Annotated in this window: 20 protein-coding genes and 2 pseudogenes; 13 read left to right on the top strand and 9 right to left on the bottom strand. The window is 57.0% G+C overall.

What is annotated here, in order from left to right; genetic code table 11:
• Window positions 1-211 precede the first annotated feature (211 nt).
• Both LIX91_RS22830 and LIX91_RS22825 read left to right on the top strand, forming a co-directional pair.
• Window positions 212-2,287, top strand: a complete 2,076-nt coding sequence (locus LIX91_RS22830) for a PAS domain-containing sensor histidine kinase (RefSeq protein ID WP_226489210.1) — start codon at window positions 212-214, stop codon at window positions 2,285-2,287.
• Between the two features lies 1 nt (window position 2,288).
• On the top strand, window positions 2,289-2,627 hold the full coding sequence (locus tag LIX91_RS22825) for a hypothetical protein (protein WP_226489209.1): 339 nt from the start codon (window positions 2,289-2,291) through the stop codon (window positions 2,625-2,627).
• Window positions 2,628-2,684: 57 nt separating this feature from the next.
• On the opposite strand, the gene LIX91_RS22820 is transcribed toward LIX91_RS22825, so the two are convergent.
• On the bottom strand, window positions 2,685-3,668 hold the full coding sequence (locus LIX91_RS22820) for a GlxA family transcriptional regulator (protein WP_226489208.1): 984 nt from the start codon (window positions 3,666-3,668) through the stop codon (window positions 2,685-2,687).
• A gap of 394 nt (window positions 3,669-4,062) precedes the next feature.
• Here LIX91_RS22820 and LIX91_RS25980 point away from each other — a divergent pair.
• The 3 genes and pseudogenes from LIX91_RS25980 to LIX91_RS22805 all read left to right on the top strand — a co-directional run.
• Window positions 4,063-5,097, top strand: a pseudogene (locus tag LIX91_RS25980) (cache domain-containing protein); the annotation flags it as partial.
• A 15-nt stretch (window positions 5,098-5,112) separates the two neighbouring features.
• On the top strand, window positions 5,113-5,952 hold the full coding sequence (locus LIX91_RS25975; protein ID WP_371927157.1) for a methyl-accepting chemotaxis protein: 840 nt from the start codon (window positions 5,113-5,115) through the stop codon (window positions 5,950-5,952).
• Between the two features lie 117 nt (window positions 5,953-6,069).
• Window positions 6,070-6,864, top strand: a complete 795-nt coding sequence (locus LIX91_RS22805; protein ID WP_003314764.1) for an NYN domain-containing protein — start codon at window positions 6,070-6,072, stop codon at window positions 6,862-6,864.
• 74 nt (window positions 6,865-6,938) lie between these two features.
• Here LIX91_RS22805 and LIX91_RS22800 read toward each other — a convergent pair whose 3' ends face one another.
• A complete protein-coding gene (locus LIX91_RS22800; protein ID WP_046270705.1) occupies window positions 6,939-7,253 on the bottom strand; it encodes a hypothetical protein in 315 nt (104 codons plus the stop codon).
• Between the two features lie 217 nt (window positions 7,254-7,470).
• A pseudogene (locus tag LIX91_RS22795) lies at window positions 7,471-8,333 on the bottom strand (alpha/beta hydrolase).
• A 117-nt stretch (window positions 8,334-8,450) separates the two neighbouring features.
• On the opposite strand from LIX91_RS22795, the gene LIX91_RS22790 reads away from it, so the two are divergent.
• The 4 genes from LIX91_RS22790 to LIX91_RS22775 all read left to right on the top strand — a co-directional run bounded on the left by LIX91_RS22790 (window position 8,451) and on the right by LIX91_RS22775 (window position 12,036).
• Entirely contained in the window at window positions 8,451-9,053 is a 603-nt protein-coding gene (locus tag LIX91_RS22790) for a TetR/AcrR family transcriptional regulator (RefSeq protein ID WP_226489207.1), read from the top strand.
• A gap of 255 nt (window positions 9,054-9,308) precedes the next feature.
• The gene (locus LIX91_RS22785; RefSeq protein ID WP_003417983.1) at window positions 9,309-10,097 is read left to right on the top strand and encodes an SDR family NAD(P)-dependent oxidoreductase; all 789 of its coding nucleotides are present in this window, start codon (window positions 9,309-9,311) and stop codon (window positions 10,095-10,097) included.
• 59 nt (window positions 10,098-10,156) lie between these two features.
• Window positions 10,157-11,158, top strand: a complete 1,002-nt coding sequence (locus tag LIX91_RS22780) for an NADP-dependent oxidoreductase (protein WP_103696962.1) — start codon at window positions 10,157-10,159, stop codon at window positions 11,156-11,158.
• A gap of 65 nt (window positions 11,159-11,223) precedes the next feature.
• Window positions 11,224-12,036 (top strand): oxidoreductase, encoded by an 813-nt coding sequence (locus LIX91_RS22775; protein WP_003417987.1) that lies wholly within the window; start codon window positions 11,224-11,226, stop codon window positions 12,034-12,036.
• Window positions 12,037-12,075: 39 nt separating this feature from the next.
• Here LIX91_RS22775 and LIX91_RS22770 read toward each other — a convergent pair whose 3' ends face one another.
• Together LIX91_RS22770 and LIX91_RS22765 are read right to left on the bottom strand one after the other, a co-directional pair.
• The gene (locus tag LIX91_RS22770) at window positions 12,076-12,660 is read right to left on the bottom strand and encodes a TetR/AcrR family transcriptional regulator (RefSeq protein WP_003417990.1); all 585 of its coding nucleotides are present in this window, start codon (window positions 12,658-12,660) and stop codon (window positions 12,076-12,078) included.
• Window positions 12,661-12,858: 198 nt separating this feature from the next.
• The gene (locus LIX91_RS22765) at window positions 12,859-13,560 is read right to left on the bottom strand and encodes a glutathione S-transferase family protein (RefSeq protein ID WP_226489206.1); all 702 of its coding nucleotides are present in this window, start codon (window positions 13,558-13,560) and stop codon (window positions 12,859-12,861) included.
• A gap of 338 nt (window positions 13,561-13,898) precedes the next feature.
• Between LIX91_RS22765 and LIX91_RS22760 the strand changes: the two genes are divergently transcribed.
• The 3 genes from LIX91_RS22760 to LIX91_RS22750 all read left to right on the top strand — a co-directional run bounded on the left by LIX91_RS22760 (window position 13,899) and on the right by LIX91_RS22750 (window position 17,570).
• On the top strand, window positions 13,899-16,310 hold the full coding sequence (locus LIX91_RS22760) for a DUF3772 domain-containing protein (RefSeq protein ID WP_226489205.1): 2,412 nt from the start codon (window positions 13,899-13,901) through the stop codon (window positions 16,308-16,310).
• A gap of 144 nt (window positions 16,311-16,454) precedes the next feature.
• On the top strand, window positions 16,455-16,991 hold the full coding sequence (locus LIX91_RS22755; protein ID WP_226489204.1) for a hypothetical protein: 537 nt from the start codon (window positions 16,455-16,457) through the stop codon (window positions 16,989-16,991).
• Between the two features lie 339 nt (window positions 16,992-17,330).
• Window positions 17,331-17,570, top strand: a complete 240-nt coding sequence (locus tag LIX91_RS22750; protein ID WP_226489203.1) for a hypothetical protein — start codon at window positions 17,331-17,333, stop codon at window positions 17,568-17,570.
• Between the two features lie 371 nt (window positions 17,571-17,941).
• Here LIX91_RS22750 and LIX91_RS22740 read toward each other — a convergent pair whose 3' ends face one another.
• The 3 genes from LIX91_RS22740 to LIX91_RS22730 form a co-directional block, all read right to left on the bottom strand.
• Window positions 17,942-18,388, bottom strand: coding sequence for a DUF2280 domain-containing protein (locus LIX91_RS22740; RefSeq protein WP_226489202.1), 447 nt, complete (start codon window positions 18,386-18,388; stop codon window positions 17,942-17,944).
• Window positions 18,389-18,558: 170 nt separating this feature from the next.
• Entirely contained in the window at window positions 18,559-19,569 is a 1,011-nt protein-coding gene (locus LIX91_RS22735; RefSeq protein WP_024663524.1) for a ParA family protein, read from the bottom strand.
• A gap of 876 nt (window positions 19,570-20,445) precedes the next feature.
• On the bottom strand, window positions 20,446-20,685 hold the full coding sequence (locus LIX91_RS22730; protein WP_226489201.1) for a hypothetical protein: 240 nt from the start codon (window positions 20,683-20,685) through the stop codon (window positions 20,446-20,448).
• An 840-nt stretch (window positions 20,686-21,525) separates the two neighbouring features.
• On the opposite strand from LIX91_RS22730, the gene LIX91_RS22725 reads away from it, so the two are divergent.
• On the top strand, window positions 21,526-21,903 hold the full coding sequence (locus tag LIX91_RS22725; protein WP_226489200.1) for a hypothetical protein: 378 nt from the start codon (window positions 21,526-21,528) through the stop codon (window positions 21,901-21,903).
• 322 nt (window positions 21,904-22,225) lie between these two features.
• Here the strand turns inward: LIX91_RS22725 and LIX91_RS22720 are convergent, their stop codons facing one another.
• On the bottom strand, window positions 22,226-22,351 hold the full coding sequence (locus LIX91_RS22720) for a hypothetical protein (protein WP_317135440.1): 126 nt from the start codon (window positions 22,349-22,351) through the stop codon (window positions 22,226-22,228).
• Window positions 22,352-22,461: the final 110 nt, after the last annotated feature.

Raw genomic sequence — 22,461 nt, 5'->3', positions numbered from 1 at the left:
GTTGCCCTGCCTGCTCCGCTGAGGCTTGCGCGCGCCTCAAATGATATTATTTTAATATCACCTCTACCTGAATCATGAAATGATCGAGTGTCACTGATCGCTTTGTCAGGCATCAGGCACAAAATAGAATAAATTTTGTACAACTTTCAGGCCGCTGCGCTGCCCTATGACTGAGTCTTTGTGAACCAGGCGTTCAAGTGGGTCGATAGTGATGAGCAATGATGTTTATGGCGGCAGGCCATTCGCCCCCCAGCCCCCCCTATCCTCGGCGCAAGAAGCGGCCGAGCGGCTGCAACTCACCCTCGATTCTGGGGCAGTTGTCGGCACTTGGGTGTGGGACATCATTGCCGATCAACTGACTGGCGATGAGCGTTTTGCCCGGACCTTCGGCTTGTGCCCGAAGCTGTGCGCCAAAGGTTTGCCACTGGAACTGGTGATTGCCTCCATTCATCCTGACGATTCGGCCAGAGTCGACAAGTCGATCGAGGAAGCGCTGCAGAGCAGCGAAACCTATCGATGCGAATACCGGGTTCTGCATGAAGACGGCATTTATCGCTGGATCGAAGCCAGCGGAAAAATCGAGCGCGACAGTCGCGGTAAACCTGTCCGCAGTCCGGGTGTATTGCTCGATATAGACAGCCGTCGTACTGCCGAAGAAGAGCGCGACCGGCTCAACGAGTTGTTGAGAATATTCACCGCTGCCGTTCCCGGCGTGGTCTACGCCAAGGATCTTGAGGGCCGCATGCTCGTTGCCAATCGTGGCACCGCTGACCTGATCGGCAAACCGCCCGAGTTTTTCATTGGCAAGACGGACCTCGATTTCCTGGATGACCAGCAACAGGCGCGGATCCTCATGGAAACCGACCGCCGGATCATGCAGAACAACGTCAGCGAACAGATCGAAGAACAGGTCAATCTGGCTGATGGCTCTGCAGCGATATGGCTCTCGACCAAAGCGCCCCTGCTCGATGAAAACGGCGAGGTGATCGGTCTGATCGGCTCATCCATCGATGTCACCGCCAGAAAAAAAGCCGAAGAGGCGGTCAGAGAGCTCAACCAGACACTTGAACAGCGCATCGAACAGGCAGTTTTCGAACGCGAGCAAATCGAAGATGCCCTGCGCCACTCGCAGAAGATGGATGCCGTCGGGCAACTGACGGGGGGCATCGCCCATGACTTCAACAATCTGCTGGCCGGCATTTCCGGCAGCCTGGAACTGATCACCAAACGCTTGGCCCAGGGCCGCGTCGGTGACGTAGACCGTTACGTGTCGGTCGCCCAGGGCGCGGTACGCCGCGCGGCGTCGCTGACTCACCGCCTGCTGGCGTTCTCTCGACGCCAGACACTGTCGCCGAGAGCCACCGATGTCAACGGCTTGATTCATGACATGGAAGAGCTGATCGCCCGTACCGTCGGCCCGGAGATAGACATAAAGGTCGTTGCGCAGAATGACCTGTGGCCCGCGCTGATCGATCATGCCCAGCTGGAAAGCTCGCTGCTGAACCTGTGCCTGAACGCCCGTGACGCGATGCCCAACGGCGGGCGCATTATCATCGAGACCGCCAATGCGTCCCTTGAAGAGTGCACCGACCCGGACCACGGTATTCCCGCCGGCGAGCATCTGAGCATCCGCGTGACCGACACGGGCATCGGCATGAGCCCGGACATCGCCGCCAAAGCCTTTGAACCGTTCTTCACCACCAAGGCCATAGGTGCCGGCACCGGTCTCGGGCTGTCGATGGTGTATGGCTTTGTGCGCCAGTCCGGGGGGCAGATTCGCGTCGAGTCGATCGAAGGCCAGGGCACCAGCGTGGTCATGCACCTGCCCCGCCACACCGCTGAAAATGCTCCGCGCCCCGTCGAGCCGGAAGTCATCGAAGAACCGCCGCATCACACCGGCGAAACCGTTCTGATCGTGGACGACGAACCCTCGGTGAGGATGCTCGTCGCCGAAGTCATCAGCGGTCTGGGCTACAACTGCCTGGAAGCGGCAGACGCACAGTCAGGTTTGCAGATCCTGCAGTCGGACACACGCATCGACCTGCTGATCAGTGACATAGGCTTGCCAGGCGGTATGAATGGCCGGGAAATGGCCGATGCGGCCGGTGACTGTCGACCAGGCCTGCCGACCCTGTTCATCACCGGTTACGCCAAGACGTCGGTGCTGGACGATTGCCACCTGCGGCCCTGCACGCAAGTGCTGACCAAGCCGTTCGGGCTGGACGCGCTGGCCGGACGAGTGACAGGCCTGATCGGCGCTGACGCGGTCGCCCGCGGATATTCGTAGGGTGAATCCGACCACGCCAGATGGTCGGTATTTTGTGGTCAAAGGGCAACTCTGGCGGTGCTCCAATCCCTCTTTGAGCGACGACGTCCGCCAGCATCTGGTGGATGATCTGATGGCTGCGCGTCGTGCAGTCAAAGCCGCCAAGGCATCCGAAGACCCCGCAGCCCTGAAGGCGGCTCGTGCCAGTGTCGACAAGGCCAAAGTTGCACTGGGCGAGCGCGGTGAAGTCTGGTGGACCGATGGCGCCGAGGATTTCAATCGGCGCAAGGTAAAAAACACACCTTATGCACAGTGGTATGCAGAGCATGAGGCGTCGGAAAAACAGACAAGCAGTGAGTAAGCACGTTCATGCCATAACACGTGATGATCGACACCATTGTGCTGCTCGCTCACTTGTTTATTTGACACGCCTTTTCTCCGCAGAGGGGCGGTAGCCGAAGTAGGAGCTGTAACACTTGCTGAAATGGCTCGGCGATACAAATCCGCACGCCACCAGCACTTCGGTTTGAGACAACTCGGTGTGCTGTAGCAACCGCCGAGCTTCGGTGATGCGAAGTTCCAGATAATAGCGCTGCGGTGTAGTGCCTAATTGCTCTTTGAACAACCGCTCGAGCTGACGTCGCGAACGCCCTCCATAAACGGCCAGCTCTTCCATTTCCAGAGGCTCCTCCAGATTCGACTCCATGAGCCGAATCACTTCGCGCAAAGGAGCGCTCACGGACAGTAACGGCGAGGTTTTGATACGCCGGTATCTGGACTCTTCGAATGACAGAATGTCTTCAATACCCTCTACCAGCGCCTTGCCATGCAGACCTTTGATCCACTCCAAAGCCATATGATAGGCGCCTGTCGGACTTGATGCGGTCAGTCGGTCCCGGTCTGCGACATGCGCTTCACTGGTGACCTGGCCCACGCTGGCAATTTCCGCGAGAGCGGGTCGATGCTCCGGGTGAATCGCGCATCGGTAGCCATCCAGCAAGCCGGCCCGCCCGAGGAACCAGGCACCATTCCATAATCCTGCCAGGGTTACCCCCTGAGAGGCAGCGTCGCGCAATAAGCGGATCAGGCTATCGCTTGCCTTCAACTCGGTGCGATAGCCTCCGCAGATGACCAGCAGGTCCAGTCCTGCAAGGCTGTCACGCCCAAACAGCTCGTCCGGGCGAATCACCAGCCCAAGATCGCTGACCACCTCGCCTTCGCCAAGACCCAGCGTGGTGGTCGAAAACAGATCTCGTCGCAGCAGATTGGCCGTGACAATGGCGTCCAGCACTTGAGTGAAAGCAGGCAGCGAAAAGTGCTCCAGCAGAAGAAAACCGGCACGCGTTTGCCGCCTGGACCCGAGGGTTTCCTCTTGCAGAAAGCGAAGGTTTTTTCCTTGCATTGCGTCGCTGAATTTACGCCTGGCGATCACTTGAAACCTCGCTTGATTCACGCCAATTGAACACCACTCTTGCCGATGTACCTGTGCCGCCTGGTGAACGGTCCATGTCTTTTATCCCCATAAAAACCGCAGAGCTCAGGAAGCGTGAGACGTTGCAGAAAGGTATACATTGAAAACACGCGCTGAATGCGTTCCATGCACTTCGTTTTTGTTTTCGTGACGTTATCAAAACATCATGAAAAACGCTGCGTCGCTTTCCGAAATGAATCCTGTCGTTTTGTGCACCGTCTATTTATATGACGGTCGGCATTCATTAATCAGCCTGCCAGCCGATAACACGCCGTTGCGTGCGCAGTACATCATTTCCGAGTAATACCTAAAGGCTCATACCGGCATGAGAAAATCGTTAAAATTCAGTCATAAAATCCTCTTGGCGGCGTCCCTTGTGGTGATCGCCGCCTTCACCCTGTTCACCTTCTATAACGATTATCTGCAGCGCAATGCGTTGCGCGTCCAGCTCAAGGAGAACCTTAACCAGACGGGCGAAAGCACCGCCGGCAATATCCGTAACTGGCTTTCAGGGCGAATTCTTCTGGTAGAGAACCTGGCGGAAAACGCCTCTTCGCCTCAGTCCCCGGAAGAGCAGAATCGGGTGCTCGGCCAACCCACGCTGATCGCCACCTTCATGAGCATTTACCAGGGCAGAAGTGATGGCTCCTTCGTCACCCAGCCGCCTGATGACATGCCGGCCGATTACGACCCCAGAACCCGGCCGTGGTATGTCGATGCCGTTCGCGCCGGCAAAACCATCCTCACCGAGCCGTATCTGGACGCCGTGACCAAGGGCTTGATCGTGACCCTTGCCACACCGATCAAGGGTGAGTCTGGCGTGGCCGGTGTGATTGGCGGCGACCTGAGCCTGGAAATCCTGGTGAAGATGATCAGTTCGCTGCGGCTGCATGGCGACGGATACGCGTTTCTGGTCGACGCGAATGGCCGCATCCTGGTTCATCCGGACACCTCACTGGTGATGAAGACGCTGGCCGAAGTCTACCCGGCGAACACGCCCAGGCTGTCGCAAGACCTGAGTGAAAGCGAGCATGCCGGCAAGACTCAGATCCTGACCTTCGCTCACGTGGACGGCCTGCCGTCGGTCAACTGGTACGTCGGTGTAGCGATGGATAAAGACATCGCCTACGCGGCACTGGGCGAGTTCAGAAACTCGGCCATCGTGGCCACTGTGATTGCGGTGGTGCTGATCATCCTGCTGCTGGGCATGCTCCTGAGTGTCCTGCTGCGCCCATTGAATCTGATGGGTCGCGCCATGCACGATATCGCTGCCGGCGAAGGTGATCTGACCAAGCGTCTGATCATCGAGAGCCAGGACGAGTTCGGGCATCTGGGCAATGGTTTCAACCTCTTTGTAGAACGAATCCATGACTCGATGCGTGAAGTCGCCTCCTCCACCGTGCAGCTCAATGAAGTTGCCCAGCGGGTACTGAATGCGTCCAACTCATCGATGCTCAACTCCGATCAACAGTCCCACCGCACCAACAGCGTCGCCGCAGCCATCAATGAACTGGGCGCCGCAACGCAGGAGATTGCCCAGAATGCCGCGCGCGCATCGGGTCACTCCAGCGATGCACGGACACTGGCGTCGGACGGGCAGGATGTGGTCGGGCAGAACATCTCGGCCATGAGCCGTCTTTCCAAGCGCATCAGCAGCGCAAGCGAGCAGATCGAAACGCTGAATACCAAAACAGCCAACATCGGCCAGATCCTGGACGTGATTACCGGCATCTCGCAACAGACCAATCTATTGGCCCTCAATGCCGCCATCGAGGCCGCGCGTGCGGGTGAGGCCGGCAGAGGTTTTGCCGTGGTCGCCGATGAAGTCCGCAGCCTGGCGCACCGAACCCAGGAATCAGCGAGCCAGGTGCAAGAGATGATCGAGCAACTGCAATCCGGTGCTCGTGAAGCCGTGTCGATCATGAACGACAGCCAGCGCGAAAGCGTTGAAACGGTCGAGATTGCCAACAAGGCCGTGACAAGTCTGGAAAACGTCACCGAGCGTATCGGCGAAATCGACGGCATGAACCAGTCGGTGGCGACTGCCACCGAAGAGCAGACCGCCGTCGTTGAAGCGATTAACGTGGACATCACCGAGATCAATACGCTGAACCAGCAAGGCGTAGAGAACCTGAACGCGACCCTGCGTGCGTGCACTGACCTTGAACAGCAGTCCACCCGGCTGACGCAACTGGTGGGCAGTTTCCGAATCTGAGGTGCCAAGGCCGCTGCCGGGAACTGTTCGGCAGCGGCCTGCCTTGCATAGATGTCGGGGAATAGCGCCAATCTCTCGTTTTGGCGGTATGGTTATGCTTTCTTATGAGGGTGATCCATGGCCGTCCAAAACCCCAACAGTTCTCAAAAGCACCTGGCGGTGCTGATCGATGCCGACAATGCGCCAGCAGCGATCGTAGAAGGCCTTTTCGAAGAGATCGCCAAATATGGCGTGGCCAGCGTCAAACGCATCTATGGTGACTGGACCGGCCCGCAACTCGGCGGCTGGAAGAAAGTTCTGCTCGACTACTCCATCCAGCCCATCCAGCAGTTCGCCTACACCAAAGGCAAGAATGCCACTGACAGCTCATTGATAATCGACGCTATGGACTTGCTCTACACGCGTCGTTTCGACGGGTTCTGCCTGGTGTCCAGCGACAGTGACTTCACACGCCTGGCTTCACGTTTGCGTGAGGAAGGTCTGACCGTTTATGGCTTTGGCGAAGAAAAGACACCCAAACCCTTCGTGGCGGCCTGCGACAAGTTCATCTACATCGAATTGCTTCGTGAAGAGATCACCACACCGGCCACCGGAGACTCTACGCCGGATGCAGCTGCAACACCGAGCAACGTCAAATCAGTGGCAACCGAGCCGAGCAAGAAACCCAAAGCCCCTGTGGGCTTCATTGCAAAGATAATGGACGATATTGCTGATGAAGACGGCTGGGCACCCTTGGGCGCCATTGGCACGAACATCACCAAACTGCGGCCTGAGTTCGATCCTCGTACCCATGGCTACAAGAAACTGAGCGATTTGATCAAAGGCTATCCACAAACGTTCGAGCTACAGGCCCGTCCGGCCTCGGGCGGAACGGCAGTGCTTTACGCGCGGCATAAACTGCAGGGCAAGTGAGGTTCGTCAGTCCGGGACTGACGGTTGCGACTGTCGGTTCTTTCCTGACGCTGTAGCTGGAACGGCACCGTCGATCACATGTAAAAAAGGTCAGCCTGAAAACTCCGGTCTTCCAGTACGGCCGCACCTGTCTCGGTAACACCAAGAACAATGTGCTGGACATAGGGAAACGAGATGTCGTGCTCCAGCACAGCGGCTGAAACCAGCAGCCCCTCTTTGACCAGCTCATCAATCATGGCCATAAAATCCCCGGCCGCCGGCACTTCTGATTGAAGACGTATCAACGCGAGATAAATTTGACCGGACGTCAACTTTCCAGGGCGAACGAAGTTCGCGCTGCGGACGATTTCAAGCACCGCCAATTCATCGGAAAAATTATTAAAACCCATAGCGGCCTCCAACTTCTGAAGACGCTGACTCGCCTGTCCGGCTATGTCAGGACTTTTAAAAGAAGCTCAGCTCGTGATGAGCGGAAACGCATCTGGCTTCCGTTATTCATCTTGCAATTAAACGAGCCAGATCCAGCTGGCACATACGGATTTCATGAAGCTGCGTGTAGACGCTTTAGAGTGGAAGCGTTGGAAAGGCCATCCGTTGCGGATGCCGTTAACGATGATCCGGTTTCAGAAATTTCATCGCTTCCGTAATCACCAAAGGATGATCAATCAGCCGATTGTGGCCAAGCCCTTCAGTGGTAAACAGACGCGCTCCCGGCCATAGCTCTGCAAAACGAGCGCCCTTTTCCCACGGTGTTTCACGGTCACGGCGGTCATGAATGACCAGGGCGGGACGATCAAGCAGCGGCAGTCGCGAACTGGCGTCGTAGTCTGCAAAGCGGCGACCGGTCAGCGAATGCAGGACGCCCTCGAAAGGTTTGAATACTGTGTGGGCAACACCGACCGAATCGAACAGTTGAAGTACGCTGTCCGTAGGTGCCAGGAACGGCGCAATCAAGATAAAACGATCAGGGCGCCACGACTGTTCCTGAGCGAAAACAATCGATGAAGCACCCGTGAATGCGCTATCACCGCCGCAGGCTTTCCGAAATGGCGTACCACGTGCTGCTGCACAGCCACGAACTGGGTCATGTGGCTGATAGTGCCTGCGCTCAACCCGTGCGCGGGCTGATCGAACCCCACCACCGCGTAGCCCATCGAGCGCAGTAACGGCACCCATCCGATAAAACGCATCGCGTAACTTGACCAGCCGTGGGCCAGCAACACATACGGCTGGCTGGAGGGGTCGCCCCAGACATAAGTGGCGATTCTGATGCCGTCCAGTTCAAGGCTACCGGTTTGCGCATCCGTCGCTGTACTCAGAATTTCAGCAGCCTTGGCACGTCCGGACGCCTGCGGAGTCACAAAACGTCGAGCGAGATATCTTCCGGTGATGCCCGGTAGAATACGGCTGATCAGCGTGAACGTGCCGCGCAGCGTCAATAGTCGAAGCCTGTTGATGATGTCGCTCATCGGTATTCCCCACGCCCGTCAGATGATCTGGCGCCATTAGAACAGCCTATCTTGTCACTGACAAGATAGGCTGAACCGATGGGAATATAACTTTTGTTTCATGATAGGGAGCCTTACATGTCGACTTCAGACGCCCCACGGACCTACCACCACGGCAATCTGCCCGCCGTCCTGCGTCAGGCCGCCTGGGATATTGTGGGGGAAGCGGGAGTCCGCGGCATGTCACTGCGCGAGTGCGCCAGACGGGCGAATGTCTCTCATGCCGCGCCCGCCCACCATTTCGGCTCTCTGGAAAATCTGCTGGCAGAGGTGGTGGCCGATGGATATGAGCGCATGGCCGACGTCATCATTGCCGTGCAACAGGAACTTGACGACACCCTCCTGGGTTGCGGTATTGGTTATGTAAGTTTCGCCAAAAGTTACCCGGAGCACTTCCGATTGATGTTTGGCGCGGGTGTAAACCGCACGTTGCCCAGGCTTCTAAAATCGGGTGAACGTGCGCTGCAAGTGCTCCGCCAGTCGATACGCAATGCCTGGATAGCGAAATACGGTAGCGAGCCCGAGCCGGAACTGCTTGAACAGCGCACCTTCCTCGCCTGGAGCACCGCGCATGGCTACGCGTCCCTGACCATCGACAGAAAGACCGATCAACCGCCTATTCCCTCTGCCGAGTCGATATTCCAATTGATGGCACGCGCCGTGCTCACGCCGTCAGACTGAAAACAGGCGCACTGCCGCCACCCTATCGATAAACAACCACCGTCGTGACTGCGCTTGCGCAGAAGCAGGTCCGACGGTGTGCATGCCATTTGCCCGCACGTCTTGCGACGATGTTCCCCACGTCCCCTTCCGAAAACCGGGCAAGATCGGCATCGACCATTTTTGATGTCGATCAACATCAATACGTTGACATTTTAGATTTAGATCGTAATCATAAGTGCGACTTCCTCAACGCACATTACGAGTACCTCCTCCATGACAACGCCATCCACTGTTCTCATTACCGGTGCTTCCAGCGGCATCGGCGCGGTATATGCCGAACGATTTGCCCGTCGCGGTCACAATCTCGTGATGGTCGCTCGTGACAAGGCACGTCTTGATGCCCTGGCAACACGCCTTCGTGAAGAAAACGGCGTTGCCGTTGAAGTCATCCAGGCGGATTTGACTCAATCTGCCGATCTCACAGCTCTGGAAACCCGTCTGCGTGAGGACGCCAGCATCGGTGTGCTGATCAACAACGCGGGCATTGCCCAATCCGGAGGGTTCGTTCAACAGAACGCCGAGTCCATCGACAAGCTCGTCGCACTCAATATCGTCGCCCTGACACGCCTTGCGGCCGCCGTGGCCCCGCGTTTCGCGCAGTCCGGGTCGGGCTCGATCGTCAACCTCGGATCGGTGGTGGGTTTTGCGCCAGAGTTCGGCATGTCGGTCTACGGTGCGACCAAGGCCTACGTACTGTTCCTTTCCCAGGGAATGAACGTGGAACTGGCGCCCAAGGGCGTATACGTCCAGGCGGTGCTTCCGGCGGCCACGCGCACCGAAATCTGGGAGCGTGCGGGGATCGATCTGAACACTATTGCAGAGGTGATGGACGTCGAAGAGCTGGTTGATGCAGCACTGGTGGGTTTCGACCGCCGCGAACAGGTGACCATTCCACCGCTGCATGTGGCGGGGCGTTGGGACTCGCTGGATGAGGCGCGACTAGGGCTGATGTCGGACATTCGACAGGCTCAGGCGGCCGAGCGCTATCGCCCGCAAGCCTGAAGCGGATCAAGCCGCGGCAGATGCACATCCTTGTTCGACGACACTGGAATCAGAGCGTCATGAAAGCACTGACATTTGAAAACTACGGCAAGTCGCCTGAAATTGCGATTACCCACGTCCCCATACCGGCCATCAAACCTGACGAACTGTTGGTGGAAGTTCACGCGGCCGGGTTGAATCCGATCGACAACATCATCACTACGGGTGTCTTCAAGTCGGTGGTGAAGTTGCAACTACCGGCCACCATGGGCAGCGATCTGGCGGGCGTGGTCATTCAAGTGGGCAGCGCAGTCACTCGATTCAAGGCAGGCGACACGGTTTTCGCCAGCCTGTTCGAACTGGGTGGGGGCGCCATCGCCGAGTTCGCCGCCGTACCGGAACACGCTGCCGCATTGAAGCCCGCCAACCTGGACTTTGTTCAGGCAGCCTCCATCCCGATGGTCGGGCTTACGTCGTGGCAGGCATTCAAGGATCGCGCCCCTCTTCAAGCCGGCCAGAAGGTGTTCATACCGGCCGGGGCTGGAGGTATCGGCACCTTCGCCATCCAGCTGGCCAAACACCTGGGCGCCACAGTGGCCACGACCACCAGCACAGGAAATATGGCGCTGGTTCGCAGCCTGGGCGCAGATGAAGTGGTGAATTACAAAGAGCAGGCATTCGAACAGGTGCTGCACGACGTTGACCTGGTGCTTGGCACCACCCGGGGAGACGACCTTGAAAGAGCTGTCGGCATCCTCAAGCCCGGCGGCAGGATCGTATCCCTGGTCGGCCCGCTGGATACGGCATTCGCCAGGGCTCGGCGGATGAATGCCTTCTTCACCTTCGTATTCGGGTTGATGAGCCGCAGGATCACGCGCCTGGCCAAGAAGAAAAGTGCGTCGTACTCGTTTCTGTTTGTCCGCGCGGATGGCGCTCAACTTGGCGACATTGCCAGGTTGCTCGAACGTGGCCAGATAAAACCGGTGATTGACAGCGTCTTTGCGTTTGAACAGGCCCGCGAAGGGCTTGAATACCTGGGTCAGGGCCGCGCCAAGGGCAAGGTCGTCGTGAAGATCAAGTAAGCGCTTATTCAACGCCCCGCCCAGCCACCCTTCAGGCCCGCGCCTGTCGAGCATTGGAGTATCAAATGAACACCTCTTCCGAAAGAACCGCCATCGTCACGGGTGCATCATCGGGCATCGGTCGCGCCACCGCCGAGGCCCTCGCGCGCTCGGGGTATACCGTGTTTGGCACCAGCCGCAAAGCCGGTGACAGTTCTGCACAGGTCTCCATGCTGACCTGCGATGTCACGGATGACGATTCTGTCCGCGCGCTCGTTGCCACCGTCCTCGCGCAAACCGGGCGTATCGACCTGCTGGTCAACAATGCCGGCATCGGTATGCTGGGCGGTGCCGAGGAGTTCTCTATCCAGCAAGTGCAGGCACTGTTCGACGTCAATCTGTTTGGCGTCATGCGCATGACCAACGCAGTACTGCCATCAATGCGCCAACGAGGTCAGGGGCGCATTATCAATATCGGCTCGGTTTTGGGACTGATACCGGCGCCCTACTCGGCTCATTATTCGGCGGTCAAGCATGCCCTTGAAGGCTATTCGGAATCGCTCGATCATGAAATTCGTGCCTTCAACGTCCGTGTCTCGGTCATTGAGCCGGCCTACGTACGCACCGTCTTCGATCAAAATGGCATCGAGCCGGACTCGCAGTTGCAGGCGTACGATCAGGCGCGAGCCGGTGTCCGTGCACTGCTCGCCGATGTCATGCCGACAGCCGACCTGCCCGAGGTTGTCGCAGCGGTGGTGCTGAAAGCGGCGAGCGATGTTCGTCCCCGGCATCGATACACCGCCGGCAAGACCGCCCGACAAATCAGCCTGCTACGGCGCTTCGCACCTGCCGGGGCGTTCGATAAGAGCTTGCGCAAGCAGTTTCGCTTGCCGGAGTGAATGGCGTGGGTCGGGTTGGCAGCTTCTCGAATTCGAGTGTCAGCGCCGTTCCACACTCACTTGGTTCGGCAGCGGCCCACAGGCACGATAGGTGTTGATCAACGTGTCAAAAAGGGAAATGTCCGACCTGCTTCTGGCAACCAGTTGAGCGCCCGCCACAGCGGAAAAAATAGCCTGCGCCCGCACCTCGCTGTCCGCAGGCGTGCAAATGTTCGCGGCCACCAGAAGCTTGCTCAGCCAGGCAATGTTGACCTGGGCAAACAGCTGCATTTCCTCAGTCATCTCCGGCGGCAGGTTGTCGGTTTCAGCGCCGACGAAAGTGCCCAGACAAAGGCGGTTTTCAACCTCCAGCGAACGCCGAAAAATTTCCGGGAAACGCCGTAACGCTTCGCCGGGATCGGGGGTTTCTGCGGAGATCGTCTCGAGTGCAGCGGCACCGTCCTGCCAGTATCGCCTGGCAACAGCGACACCCAGATCAGCCTTGCTGGGAAAGTGGTAGTAAATACTGGCCGGCTTGATTCCGACCTGAGCGGCCAGATCGCGAAAGTTCAGGCCGTTGTAGCCCTGGGACTGGGCGATGTTTCTGGCAGCAAGCAGGATCGCCTCACGGGCGTTGATGGTCATCGTAGTGCCTTGTACTTCGGCCGCGTTTCTGGAAACCGACACATGCTAATTCAAAAACCTGCCTTTTGTTAGGTAGAAAGACGGTGTAGCGCATGGCTGCTGAACGGCCATCGTCGGTTTCTCCCAAGCTGTAACGGCTATCGCCGGGAACATCCTGCTTGACGTTCCCGGCGATAAGGTGGGCGTGCAACAGCTCAATCATTCGGCCAGCGAGTCCAGCTCAGGAATACCGCTGCTGCGATCAGCATAAGCCGCCTGGAAAGCCGGACGCTTCTGCCAGCGCTGCCAGTACAGGTCCAGGAACTCGAAACGCTCATCCAGTGGCGTGGCGTTGACCGGGAACTTGGAGAAGGCAATGGCAGTTGCAAGCGTGATGTCCGCGAACGTTGGCGCATCGCCACCCAGCAGCCACTCGCGACCATCGGACAGATGACGATTGACCAATGCCGCATGGCTCAGCGCCTCTTTGCGGCAATGCTCGCCCCATGCTTCGTTCTTGGTCAGTTCAAGCTTGAAACCGAGGCCGGTGTGCAGCACGTGAAAGGCCGTAACGATCCGATAGAGGATATGCACCCAGATGCGGTTATCCCACATGTTGTCAAGGCCCTGCTGCAGAGCGCCCTCGCCCATGATCTTGCGGCCCGGATAAGCCTGATCCAGATAGCGAGCGATAGCGGCTGTCTCGGAAATGAAGCTGCCGTCTGCCAGTTCCAGGGTCGGTGTTTCACCCCACGGGTTCATGTTCAGGTGACGCCAGCCACGCTGCTCTCCACCGGGCGTCATGTCATAAATGGTTTCTTCGAACTGATCGGCAATGCCTTTTTCGTGGATGAACAAACGCAGGCGTTGAGGATTCGGAAAAGCCGAAGGAGAGGTGAAAAGTCGCAATTTAGAGGTCATGTTCGGGCCTGTGAGGTAGGGTAGAAAACCTACCTAACTATCGTTAGGTAGCCATAACGTAGCGGTACTCCCTCGCCAAGTCAACGCCTACCTAACATTTGTTAGGTAAAAGTATTTGGCTCGGGTGATCAGCAAGCCTGGCAACCGGGCAGGATTCTGCTGAAAATGCAGCCTTCAGGCATGGGTTGGCCCGCATTGACAGCGCTCAAACGTGAGCGCCTTGATATCCTGTGCGCCGATCTCGGGCGGCCAGTGAATGCTGCTCAAAAACGTACAAGACCCAGGCTCGAACCACAGGCCTTGCCAGGCCGCATCGCGCAGAGAAAGAAGGAAAAAGAATGCAGCACGCTTCGCTGAACCGTTTTCGTACCGGGTTGCTCACCTTGCTCTTGCTGTGCGTGACCTTGCCGGCCCTGGCCCAGAATGCCCCCGCGCCCCAGGCCGATAGTGCCAGCAGCGCAGCGCCTGTCGTGGAAGCCCCGAGCCTGGATGATCTGAACCAACAGCTCGATCAGATCCGTCAGAAAGTGACGGGCAGCGCCAACGATGACCTGCTTTCAAGCCTGCGTCAGGCGGCTTTGCAGGTTCAGAAACAAGCCGACAATCTGGTTGCGCAGCAAGCTGTCGACATCGAACACCTGAATGATCAGCTCAACATTCTCGGGCCGGTGCAACCGGACGAAGCGCAAAGCCTGACCAGTCAGCGCAAAACGTTGACCGCGCAGAAAAACGCGCTGGTCAGTGATGAACGGCAGACCAATGAGCTAAGCCAGTCAGCCCGGGATCTGGCCACGCAGATATTCAACCTGCGCCGCAGCCTCTTCGACTCACAGATCAGCACGCGCACCGCTAGCCCGCTAAGCTCGGCATTCTGGTCCACGCTGATTCGCCCGACCGATGACGACCTGGGACGCCTGAACAGGCTTCTGGTGGACGTGCGCCAGGTGCTCAATAACGCGATGGCACCGGACAACCGTGTGCAATTCATCAGTGTGGCGCTGGGCGCGTTGTTCATCTGGGTGGTTGTCCGGCGCCTACTGGAGCGCCTGCTGATCTGGGCGATGATTCGCTGGCTGCCGGAAGGCCGACTGCGCCGCAGTGCGCTGGCCCTGGCTGTCGGGCTGTCGACCATTCTCACCATCACCATTGCCACTTCCTTGCTGCGCTGGGGAATCGTCCACAACGCGGTGCTCAGCAATGACGTAGTCAATCTGCTCGATCAGGTGCAAACGCTGATTACCTTCTGCGCCTTTATCGTCGGTCTGGGCCGTGCGCTGTTGATGCTGGCACACGCCTCGTGGCGCCTGCCGCAAATTCCTGACCAGATCGCCACCGCACTGGGCCGCATCCCCCCTGCCCTGGCGCTGGCACTGATGGTCATCGGCACGCAGGAGCGAATCAACAGTGTGATTGCCAGCAGCCTGGCACTGACGGTTGCGGTCAATGGCCTGACGGCACTGGCGGTTTCGCTGGTGTTCTTCTACGCCCTGCTGCGTTATCGCCGTACCCGCCGCCGCTTTGAGCTGGAGCGCCCGGCAGGCTTCGCCGGGCTGATTCCGTTTATCGTTGCGGTGTGGGTCGGCCTGAGTTTGCTGGCATTGTTGAGCGGCTACCTGACGCTGGCTTACTTTCTGGCAGTGAAACTGCTCTGGGTCAGCGTAGTGGCGTCCACTGCGTACCTGCTGATCGCCTGCTTCGGTGACATCTGCGAAACCCTCCTGTCGCCCAAACAACCTGGCGGCCTGGCGCTGGGCTCAGCGTTGGGCTTGTCCACTCGCCATCAGGCGCAGGCAAGTACCGTACTGGCCGGCATAGGTCGCACCTTACTGCTGCTCACCGCTGTCCTGCTGGCGTTCCTGCCCTCAGGGTCGAGCCCGGGCGACCTGCTCGCCAGCTTTACTCAGCTGGATGTCACGTCCAAATCCATGGGCAACCTGAACATTGTCCCCAGCGACATTCTGGTGGCATTGGTCTGCCTGGTCGTCGGCCTGCTGAGTGTGCGTGTACTCAAGGAATGGTTTGGAGAACGCCTGCTGCCCGAAACCAATATGGACGCGGGCATGCAGGCCTCGCTGGTGACCCTGATCGGTTACATCGGCTTTGTGCTGGTGGTGGCCGTGGTGATGTCCACACTCAACATCAGCCTCACCAACCTGACCTGGGTGGTCAGTGCGCTGTCGGTGGGGATAGGTTTCGGCCTGCAAGCCATTGTGCAGAACTTCATCTCCGGCCTGATTCTGCTGACCGAGCGTCCGGTCAAAGTCGGCGACTGGGTAAGCCTGGCGGGGGTCGAAGGCGATATTCGCCGGATCAACGTCCGCGCGACCGAAATCCAGATGGGCGACCGCTCGACAGTGATCGTGCCGAACTCGCAGTTCATCACGCAGAACGTGCGCAACGTCACCATGGGCAATGCGCTGGGCGTGGTCGGAATCACCCTTACCCTGCCCCTGGAAACAGACGTTCTGCAAATACGCGAACTGCTGCTGCAGGCCTTCACCGAACACGAAGCCATACTCGATGCGCCAGCGCCTTCAGTCACCTTCAAGGACCTGACCAATACCGGTTTGATCATCAGCGCCAGCGGCTACGTGAACAGCCCACGCTCGGTGGGTGGCGCACGGAGTGATCTGTTGTTTACGGTCTTGGGGCGTCTGAGGGAATTGGGTGTAGCGCTGTCTGCACCGCAGAGCATGGTGTTGATTAATGAGGGGGCTGGGAAGGAGGCGGCGGCGGAGGAGAGTCAGTGATGCTTGTTTGTGTGGTGTCACAGGCGGGGTTCGAACGTGCAACCTTCCCCTCAGATGTGTTCGGAAGGTGCGCTGACAGGCTAGTGTGATGCTGGAGTTCGAACTTTCAGTTAGGAATAGTTGATGTCGGATGAGGAGGTAGTCATGGAGGATCGCTTCGAACGGTGGCTTAAGGTCTCGATCGGTATGGCGAGATTCGAGCCGCACCTTCCAGAACTTGTGCAGGATATGGGGCAGTTAGATGCGAACTTATGCTCTATGGATGCGAGATTCGTCAGAGCGCATCCGGACGAGCAAAATGCTCTTTACGACCATTACTCGATCCAGTCACATAAGACGCAATCCTACCTGTGGATCTTGGGGGCGTATGAGATCCTCCGCACTCTGGCTCAGCGAGTTAAGAATGGGCAGAGCGATGATCCTCCCGATGTCGCGGCGCGGATCGAAGCCGCGAGAGATCGCTTCGCCCGCGTGCGTATACCACTGGCAAAATTTGAGGCTTCTCGAAAATACAAGGCAATCGACAACCCTATCGCCTACCCAGGCCTTGACCTCAAATACGGGATCGCTTGGCAGTTAAACGAGAGCGAAGTGATTTCCAGGCAGGAGCTCTCTGATGTATTTTTGGAGGCGCTTGAGTTCGTCCGTGCGGCGAAGCTGGGTAGGCAAGCACAACCTTAATCAAGTTTTAGATCCGGCAAAGGAGATGAACCGAGCTTGCGTGACACCGACTCCGGTGTCTATCGCGATGTCGATAGTTTCGGATTCGGGATACAGAGGGGTGCCGTTTCAAGGAAAGACACCCTTTCGCGAGCAAATCGTAAAAGTGATACGGCCCACTTTTAAATGCGCGCAGAACTGCTCGCATCTGGATAAGGGGTCGAGCCCCCACTGGGCACTGGGAATGAAGCCCCATTCATAGGGTTGTTTTTGCATAACGTCCTCCAGTGGTTCATTCGCCTTGAAATAGTGGCCGGTTGCCGGTATTGATTAGGTAAACCCTACCCCATAGGAAGCATGATGAAGCACACCATAACAATTGATATAGGTAACGACGTCTCCGACATCCCAACCATGGAATCTATGTCACCGGAGGAATACTCAAGCTATGTAGAGGAAGCTCTGTTCTGGGTAGACCACCATGATGTCCTGCGCTCAATGGTTGGCGAATACCCGATAGCCACAAGCGCCGAACAGATTGAGCTTCTCATCACTTACCTCAAGGACAGAGCAGATGATCTGCGCCGGGCCGGCCATTAAGCGCGGGACGCGCCGCACTTACCCTGCGGCACACTCACTCTGCGACGGGGTTTGAGCTTGATAGAAATATTGGTCGAAGTGGTTTTTCGCGCGATCTGCTTCCCGATCGGCTGGCCGTTGATGAGGCTTATCACGCTCGGCAAGTATCCGTCGAAAGGCTCCCGGTTTTCATATACTCCAGAATCCGAATGGACCTCGGCATTAGGGCTCGCCGTCTTAGCAATCAACATGATGGCGGTACTAAGACAGTTTGTTTTTACGTGAGCAGCGCCACGAAATGGCGGCGTATGAAATCGTGGCGCAGATTGGACGTCCGGCCTGCAACGCAGGGTGGGGGAGATCACCAAAGGGACGAGGCGGCCTGTTCCGACCTATTGTCGGGGAGCGCCGAGTGGTGCCAACACGAACTCGAAGCGCACCGGTGCGGCGAGTTTGCTTGCCCTGTCATCTGCTTTACCTGGGCGACTGCTGTAAATATCGCCGCACTCCTTGGCAGCCTGTTCCAGCAACTTTAGGATGTCGCGCCTTTCGGCCTCTTCAAGCATCCTGCCTAGTGCATGAAGGCGATAGGCCCGGTTCGCGACTGGCACCTCTACCATCGTTTCGCGAAAGCTCGCCCGGGTGTCTTCAAACAGCGTGACCCAGCGCTTGGCCAGACCTTTACTGCTGCGCTTGGTCGGGGCGCGAATCTCGACCTGCTGGCGAGAGACAGTCACCCCGAAATTAACCTTGACGACCTCTGCTACCTGCGACAGCGAGTCGAAGCAGGCCAAAGCCCGGGCGGTGAACGTTTTGATTTCGGGACTGAGCGTGGCCATGTGGTCGAATCTGTCTAGGGTCTTTCAAGAGTTGCACCATGCTCACCCAGAGGCGCGGACGGTGCAACCATAACAATTGATAACAGGCGATCCAGTCCGAATTGGCTGATATAGCCTGTCTCAGCATGCGCAAGAAAGCTCCAACGTTATCCCCAGATGAGATCGGATATCTAGTCGAGGACCTGCAACAGGACATCAACCATAGGCTCGAAATACTCTGCTGAATTGCGAGCGCGAGATATGTGAGCCCCCGTCAGCCCGTCCGCACTTCGCAGGTCAAAGATTGGTTTCCTTGCTTCTTGAGAATATGGAACAAGGCTATGAAGGTTGGGTATACCGCCCAAGTCAAAAAGACCATCGCCCCAGTGAAAAACTTGTCCCAACGGTTCCAATCGGGAAACGATGTTCTGGCGCACCGCACCTTCAATCTGCTCTCCAAACAAGTTCCAGCCCCTTGTCATGCCGGCCTCGTTGTCTCGAACATTATGCTGCTGCTTCACGTAACCGAGAAAGCAAGGCCTTCCTGCTGGTAACTGGAAATCTATGTAATCAGCGTAGGTGTTGCACTGGTCCCAACCGGTACGCCATGTATTGAGCTTGCTTCCGAGGTTCTCAGTCCCCCGTATCGAAAAAAGGTCGGGTGACACGGGAGTAATGAAATAATTGCTAGCAGCCAATACAGCGCGGTTCAACGAACCTAGGTTCGGGCCTAAATCAAGCAACACTACATCCGCCTGAATGGTTTCCGCACACCAGAGGATATATCGATAGATTGCCGATTGAACCCTGAGTGCCATAGGATCACCACCGCGGGCCGCCGCCCACGTATCTCCAAGTCGATCCTCGTAAGAACTCAACATTACGTCACCAGGTACGAGGTAAAGGTTCTCGTATTCACCTAAGGCGTGCTGCTTGATCAGGCGGGTAGGCCGGCGCTCTCTGATATCGCCCATACCCACAGAAACGCGCTCGATCGCATTCCAGATGCTGTTTCCTCTCTCAGACCTCCAGCTTCGTTCAAGCTCTTGATCGGAGAGGCAATAGGAAGATAGGTTGCACTGGCTGTCTAGATCAACGAGCAAAACTGTCTGACCAGCACGCTCGAGCAAATGAGCAATGTGATAGATGTAGGTCGTTTTTCCGACTCCGCCCTTGTTGTTGAAGATACTGATAATTTGCACTAGCTGTCCCTGCTTAAGACGCATATGGAGCTACAAAGGTTATCATGAGCTGCGGATTGTGCCTCCAGCCAAATCAAGCTGGCACCTACGGATTTACAAACCCGGAATGTGACTTAATCATCCCACCGATACCAAACCGGCGCACTCGGCAATTCGTCTTAGCTTCATCCCCCAGTGGGGGCTGTGCTCAGCTTTGAGCACATCTCAGTTGCAAAATGTTTTGCACCTGACCTCCCGTTTCGGTAGGCCAAGTATTCCCGCGCTAGGGGTGAACGGTTCGTTCGGCCCGACCTGCTCCAACCTCCACTGGGGGCTCGACCACGCATCCAGATGTGAGCAGTTCTGCGCGTATCTCAAAGTGGGCCTGAATCACTTTACGACTTGGTCGCGAATGGTTGTCATTCCCAGGAATGATACCTAGGCAGATACCGGAAAATCTTCCTGCATCTCAAAGTGGGATTTTCACACCCCGCTCCTACAGCGCTAGACCTGGCCTCCCACTCCGGTATGGCAGGTGCCCTCGCGGATAGCTATCCCATGACCCATCAGTAACCCAGCCAGTTACTCTTGGGTTTCGCGATTATCTCGTAAAAGATATTCCACCATTGGTGGTTGGGATATCACGCCTTCAGGATCTCAAATCCGAAACTACCCAACCCTGGATAGATACCGGCGAGCCTTCCGATATCTCAAAACAGGAATTTCTGCTTCGCTCTCACAGAGAGATCGGCTGAAACCCAAGCCGATCTCTCGACACCCACCTAGGCAGTGTCTGGTTCTAGGCAAGGGCGCTGCCGCTCTCTGGTCACTGAGGGCAGGACCGCAACCTAGGCTCCGCCTGTACAGCAGATATGCTCCCATTCAGCATCTGATCATTCAGTCATCTACGCAGAGCGCTAACGCGATGCAGACGCCAGCAAGCATAGCTGCACCGGCGGCCGACTGATTTAGCAAGGCTGAATACTTGATTAGCATCTCAGCTGCTTTCGGGCTCGCGCCAATAGAATCCACCTGGGCATTTGCCGACACCATCCAACAAGTCCCAGAAATAAGCGATGCACCCGCGATCAATGCAGCCAAGATTTTCTTCGAAAGCAATTTAATCAACGAAATCATTTGAAGCCCTCTATTTAGATACCTCCCTGTCTCGGCAGCAACATACTTTGCATTAGGGGCTGCAATTATTTTGCATACCCCTATTGCGTGACTAGTAACGGAGGTAAGCAGTGACAGACCAGCCCAAGCAGCCACGCTCAGCAGCAGCCACGCAACGGGACTACAAAGAGAGGCAGCGAGCAGCAGGATACAAACTCACCGCCATACGGATGGAGACAGCGAAGGAAGGGATAAGGGCGGCACGGACAGGCGAGCCACTGGCACCAATGGACTCACTCGACCCGCTCAGTTGGGCGGCCAGGTGGATCAGCGAGAAAAGTAAGCAGTAGAAGTCCGTAATTCGGACATCAAAAAGAAGTGCCAACCCGGTGTGCAACCACCGGGTTGGCTGCCACACGACGCAATTCTTGAGAAGCACGTCATGCAAGCGAACCAGAATACCATTCCAATCCTCGATGCACGCGGGGAAATAATAGGCGCTATGAACTTGCCGGCCAGCATCAAACTGACCGATCTGGGCCACTGAAAATGCTGGGTGCCATCAACGCAAAGTGGTGTGCCTTGCTCTACTCCCTTTGCCGGAGTCAGCGCATGGGGTGTGCAATGATTCTCAAAGCCCACGCTGGGCATTCAGATGCCAGAACGCCAAAACGCCAAAACGCCACAAGGCATACGCCACTCTGCTACTCAAGACCGCAATGCGCTACGGGAGTGAGATTGAGATTGCAGCCATCACGGCCAGCATAGAGGGTCAGATCAGCTCAATGCTCGCCACTCGCAACAACCCTGGCCTAAATGACGCGAGCTATGACGTACATCGCAAGTTTTGGCTGAAAGGGGGTGCCCAATCAGCGCGAACATACCCGAGGGGCCTGTATCTGTCTTGGAAGCAGCCCTTATCGAAGCCAAGTTCACGAACGCTCAAAAGCAGTAATCGCCGAACTGCTGATCTCAGAGCGAAAGCACGCATCGCGCTGGTGGACCTACCTGAACGAGATGCGTCTCAACAGGCAACTTCCAGAATGGTGTGCTGGCAAGAACGACGTCGGCGATCATCTGGATTATGACGCCTGGGCCAATGACTGCAGCGCTACAAGCTGGGTCCTGCTTGGCCTCAGCGGCCATTTGAATCGCTACGATCCGATGACCGAAAAAGACGTGATCGACATCAGTGTAGGCAAGTGGCCAACGTTAGAGGACACATATACGCCGGAGTAACTACGAAACTTTCGTAGTACGGCACTACGCTGCGACGGGGTGGCGTCTCGCAACATTATCAAGGGATGCCCTCAAAACTGAGTGCATCCTTTTTTCGTTCAATGATCCAGATCTGGACACATCTTTAATGCGTCCAAATCTGGACAGATCGCGTAATTACCCGGGCGAGCCGGAGTGTGTACGTTTCAATACAGTGTGTCGTGTTCTACACGGTCGATAACTTTGGATCACGGCGGTTTAACGTTAAACCTGCCTCTGTGAAAGAGTTGTGACCGGACTTCCTCAAAATGAGGGAGCTAGCCTGGCCCGCGGGACAGACCATTTATGCCGATTCAGCCCTATAGCCCATCTGGCGAGCAATCACACTGGGCTCCACGCCACGCTGCAACGCGCGCTGGGCATCAGTCGTCATCTGGTCCAGCGCCTTCTGCTCGAACACTGCAGCCATCTTCTCGGCCACACGAACGATTAAAAGGGCCAGCTCTGGCGGAAACTCGACTTTGGCGGTGAGCAGATAGCTGCAATCGATCGCGGACCTAGGGCTTCCTCGGCGTTGGC

The sequence above is a fragment of the Pseudomonas sp. B20 genome (assembly GCF_020515755.1).
Taxonomy (GTDB): domain Bacteria; phylum Pseudomonadota; class Gammaproteobacteria; order Pseudomonadales; family Pseudomonadaceae; genus Aquipseudomonas; species Aquipseudomonas syringae.
This window is presented reverse-complemented; position numbering and strand designations above follow the sequence as displayed.

Excerpts from the sequence above, each read along its gene's own strand:
- LIX91_RS22830 (WP_226489210.1), top strand. The coding sequence starts at position 212 with ATGAGCAATGATGTTTATGGCGGCAGGCCATTCGCCCCCCAGCCCCCC.
- LIX91_RS22820 (WP_226489208.1), bottom strand. The coding sequence starts at position 3,668 with ATGCAAGGAAAAAACCTTCGCTTTCTGCAAGAGGAAACCCTCGGGTCC.
- LIX91_RS25975 (WP_371927157.1), top strand. The coding sequence starts at position 5,113 with ATGCGTGAAGTCGCCTCCTCCACCGTGCAGCTCAATGAAGTTGCCCAG.
- LIX91_RS22805 (WP_003314764.1), top strand. The coding sequence starts at position 6,070 with ATGGCCGTCCAAAACCCCAACAGTTCTCAAAAGCACCTGGCGGTGCTG.
- LIX91_RS22800 (WP_046270705.1), bottom strand. The coding sequence starts at position 7,253 with ATGGGTTTTAATAATTTTTCCGATGAATTGGCGGTGCTTGAAATCGTC.
- LIX91_RS22790 (WP_226489207.1), top strand. The coding sequence starts at position 8,451 with ATGTCGACTTCAGACGCCCCACGGACCTACCACCACGGCAATCTGCCC.
- LIX91_RS22785 (WP_003417983.1), top strand. The coding sequence starts at position 9,309 with ATGACAACGCCATCCACTGTTCTCATTACCGGTGCTTCCAGCGGCATC.
- LIX91_RS22780 (WP_103696962.1), top strand. The coding sequence starts at position 10,157 with ATGAAAGCACTGACATTTGAAAACTACGGCAAGTCGCCTGAAATTGCG.
- LIX91_RS22775 (WP_003417987.1), top strand. The coding sequence starts at position 11,224 with ATGAACACCTCTTCCGAAAGAACCGCCATCGTCACGGGTGCATCATCG.
- LIX91_RS22770 (WP_003417990.1), bottom strand. The coding sequence starts at position 12,660 with ATGACCATCAACGCCCGTGAGGCGATCCTGCTTGCTGCCAGAAACATC.
- LIX91_RS22765 (WP_226489206.1), bottom strand. The coding sequence starts at position 13,560 with ATGACCTCTAAATTGCGACTTTTCACCTCTCCTTCGGCTTTTCCGAAT.
- LIX91_RS22760 (WP_226489205.1), top strand. The coding sequence starts at position 13,899 with ATGCAGCACGCTTCGCTGAACCGTTTTCGTACCGGGTTGCTCACCTTG.
- LIX91_RS22755 (WP_226489204.1), top strand. The coding sequence starts at position 16,455 with ATGGAGGATCGCTTCGAACGGTGGCTTAAGGTCTCGATCGGTATGGCG.
- LIX91_RS22750 (WP_226489203.1), top strand. The coding sequence starts at position 17,331 with ATGAAGCACACCATAACAATTGATATAGGTAACGACGTCTCCGACATC.
- LIX91_RS22740 (WP_226489202.1), bottom strand. The coding sequence starts at position 18,388 with ATGGCCACGCTCAGTCCCGAAATCAAAACGTTCACCGCCCGGGCTTTG.
- LIX91_RS22730 (WP_226489201.1), bottom strand. The coding sequence starts at position 20,685 with ATGATTTCGTTGATTAAATTGCTTTCGAAGAAAATCTTGGCTGCATTG.
- LIX91_RS22720 (WP_317135440.1), bottom strand. The coding sequence starts at position 22,351 with ATGGCTGCAGTGTTCGAGCAGAAGGCGCTGGACCAGATGACGACTGAT.